Annotated in this window: 3 protein-coding genes; all 3 read left to right on the top strand. The window is 59.2% G+C overall.

What is annotated here, in order from left to right:
- The coding region (locus OZ411_RS42700; protein WP_282532761.1) for a hypothetical protein at positions 1–289 on the top strand (289 nt) is incomplete at its 5' end.
- Positions 290–413: 124 nt separating this feature from the next.
- Complete coding sequence (locus OZ411_RS42695) at positions 414–635, top strand: heme-binding protein (RefSeq protein WP_130584130.1); 222 nt, start codon at positions 414–416, stop codon at positions 633–635.
- Positions 636–974: 339 nt separating this feature from the next.
- Complete coding sequence (locus OZ411_RS42690) at positions 975–1,784, top strand: YiiX/YebB-like N1pC/P60 family cysteine hydrolase (protein ID WP_130584129.1); 810 nt, start codon at positions 975–977, stop codon at positions 1,782–1,784.
- Positions 1,785–2,453 lie beyond the last annotated feature (669 nt).

Below are 2,453 nucleotides of genomic sequence, written 5' to 3'. Positions count from 1 at the left end.
ACGCGCCGGCCAGGTGCGCGTAACGGCCTCCCAGCTTCAGACCAACCAGCGCATATTTCCGCCTTGGGTCAGAACCGGCGGTCGCCAAAGCGCCGATCTGCGTCCGATCTGGCTCAGCGTGCGGACATTCTGGCGGCGGGAGCCTTGTTCATCTCAGGGCCAACAAGAGACTCATGCGCCGCAACAAATAAAATGGGACCGGCGGCGGCCCGAGGCCAAATGCCCTGCTTTTTCGATCTTATGCCGTTCTGATAGCGACGTTGAATGTATTGCCGTTGACGGTGTGTAGCTGCAACGTCGCGGCGCTATGGAGGCTGCCGGGGTCCGCATTGCTCGTGACGGGCAGCGTAATCGTCGCCATCGCCGCGCCCGTAGCCCTCCGCATGATGGCGTAAGACGACGCTGGTAGATCAATGTTGCCTCGCCATCGAGAAGGCGCGAACGGTGGCGCGGCTACAGCGGAGATCGAGGACAACATAAACCAAGCTCGAACGGCCTTCGTCACTGCCGGCATCTTGGTGCTGCGCGGCGGCGTGCCGATCCATGTCAATGGCGCAGTCGTGGGCGCAGTAGGCGTTGCCGGCTTGGGCAAGGAGATCGACGCTAGATCGCGAGCACCGCGGCGACAGCGCTGAGCCCCTCACCGACGACGGCTCAGCGTAGGTTGCGGAGTTACTGTTCGTGTGCGCCTGTCGGCGCGGAAGATGATGCGATCGCGAGTTCGGGGGTGTGGCCGCCGAACGAGGTGCGACGCTCCCATCAGTCGCAACAGGCGGGTGCCCGATCCTAAACCTTGGTATGCTCTTCTCAACCAAATGTAACGGGGGGGATCAACCTCCGTGCAATGGTCAGGTCCATCTCTCAATGATTATGCTTGGGATGTAATTTGGGTAACCGAACGGCAGCACTCTCTGGAACTGCCATACGGAAAAAACCAAACAGGTGAGAAAAACCAAACAGGTGAGAAACGAGTTATGGGCTGGATGTTCGACAATGCCGGACGTCTGATTGTCCGGTCGCAGAAGCCGGTCAACCACTGTGAGCCGTTCACTCCGAACGATTCGACAGCCTTACGCGACACCCTTCGACCCGGTGATGTCTTGCTGGTCGAGGGCAAAGGTCGTATTTCCGGCAGCATCAAATATCTCACTCAATCGACTTGGTCGCACTCGGCGTTGTACGTCGGGCCGGTGGCCGGCGCCGCAACCGACGGCGAGCGCCATGTCCTGATCGAAGCCAATATCGGCGAAGGTGTCGTGTCGGCGCCGCTGTCGAAATATCTGCATTGTCAAACCCGTATCTGCCGGCCGGTGGGACTGAGCGGAGCGGACTGCGCAAAGGTCTGCCATTACGCTATCGAACGCATTGGTCTCGGCTACGATTTCAAAAACGTCGTCGACCTGATGCGCTATCTATTCCCATGGCCAGTGGCGCCGCGTTGGCGCCGCCGAACGATTGCGCTCGGGTCCGGCGACGCTAGCCGCATCATCTGTTCTTCGCTAATTGCGCAAGCATTCGACGCCGTGCGTTACCCGATCCTGCCCAAGATCACGCACGTCGAGAGCCAGACGGCGCGGCGCGAAATCGCCGAGACCCGCCACTCGTCATTTTACGCGCCGCGCGACTTCGATATTTCGCCCTACTTTATGGTGGTGAAGCCCACGCTGGCGCGAGGCTTCAACTATAAAGACATGCATTGGGCCGATCTTCCCCAAGTTCACACCGCAAAGGTCACGTTCGCTCCAGAGATCGAAGGCGCGATCGCGGTGGTGGCCTACGCCTGAATTTCCCGGATCAGGCACCGAGTTGCGCAACGCTCACGCCGTTTCAGTCCTGGATCGAGCGAGGCCGCGATGGCGAACCCTCGTCGACCACAAATCTGGAGATTGAAATGTCGAAACCCCGCCTACTATTGATCCATTGCTCGAACGGCATCCGACAGGGAGCAAAGCACGGGCAGCGCGGCCGTAGCTTCCGACCGCTGGTCATTCATGGGGGCGCGCGAGTGAGATTCGCGCCGAGAGAGAGCTCATGGGAAGCTGCGTTTGAACTGGTCAATCTTGGTCTTTTAGTTTCCCATAGTAATTACCTTGCCTTCTTGCAGGCGAGCATAACAGTTCTTGAGGCCTGCAATCGGACTGACCCTTATAGCCAATAGTGCATTCGACCCAAATGTTGCGCCGTGTGCGTTATCGGAACACCACGCTCGCGCATATCGTTCGCATCGACCATGCTGCTCAATCCGTCGGCTCCCTTCGGCTGCCCATGCGCAGAAGCCAAATCGCTGCAGAGCCAGCAGCGCCGCCTGACCTGTACCTTCCCGCGATTGCGCCAGACCGGAGGTCAACACCGTCTCCGGGACGGTGCGGCCAGGGTCAATGTCCTGTGTGTACCGAAAACCTTATCCGAGTTGATGATGTAATGGAATCGCCTAAGCTGGCGGAATGATCGGG

Source organism: Bradyrhizobium sp. Arg237L (assembly GCF_029990105.1).
GTDB lineage: Bacteria > Pseudomonadota > Alphaproteobacteria > Rhizobiales > Xanthobacteraceae > Bradyrhizobium.
The sequence above is the reverse complement of the archived record's forward strand: the minus strand, read 5'-3'. Positions and strand labels throughout refer to the sequence as shown.

What these genes read in the sequence shown, in the direction of transcription:
- OZ411_RS42695 (WP_130584130.1), top strand. Translation starts at nt 414, where the DNA reads ATGTTGCCTCGCCATCGAGAAGGCGCGAACGGTGGCGCGGCTACAGCG.
- OZ411_RS42690 (WP_130584129.1), top strand. Translation starts at nt 975, where the DNA reads ATGGGCTGGATGTTCGACAATGCCGGACGTCTGATTGTCCGGTCGCAG.